Origin of the sequence: Caballeronia sp. RCC_10 (genome assembly GCF_041360715.1) — a bacterium.
GTDB classification, from domain to species: domain Bacteria; phylum Pseudomonadota; class Gammaproteobacteria; order Burkholderiales; family Burkholderiaceae; genus Caballeronia; species Caballeronia grimmiae.
Map to the genome: position 1 here is coordinate 1 of NZ_JBFUPT010000129.1, position 532 is coordinate 532.

The window sequence follows — 532 nt, forward strand, 5'->3', positions numbered from 1 at the left end:
TAAGGAGCGTCTGCACAATTCGTTTCGGAAGCATGCGACAGGCGTGACGTAGACTGGATGGAAAGATTTTGCATTGGGCTCCATTCTCCTCACCGCGCACGAGTTGTCGATCCCGGCCGGTCACGAGGTCGATGCGATCAAGAGGTTGTGACGCGCGGCGATTGGAGGAAGGTCAAGTTCATCGTGCGCAACCTCTCTACGATTTTTGCAGCGCTTTTCGCATCATCCAAAGATTGCCCAACGCAAATAACGTAGTGATTTGAGCAGTGTTCTTCGCCAGCCCCCGGTATCGTGTCTTCACATAGCCAAATTGGCGCTTGAGGATTCGGAAAGGATGCTCGACCTTCGCCCGAATGCCCGCCTTCAATCGTTCGATCTTGTCGTATATGGCATCGACAGGGTCACTCAGGTTCAGTTTCCTTCGCTTGCTGGGCCGCATCGCAACGTGCCATCGAGTCGAGCCCGCTTGCTCGCGCTTTTCGATGCCTTGATAGCCGGCGTCGGCATAAACACTCGTTTCCTCCCCGTGCAA

At 54.7% G+C, this 532-nt stretch carries 1 protein-coding gene; it reads right to left on the reverse strand.

Annotated elements, in window-relative coordinates; all coding sequences use genetic code 11:
* Window positions 1–196: 196 nt before the first annotated feature.
* Window positions 197–532: transposase (locus AB6804_RS31955; RefSeq protein ID WP_370889850.1), on the reverse strand; the 336-nt coding region annotated here is incomplete at its 5' end.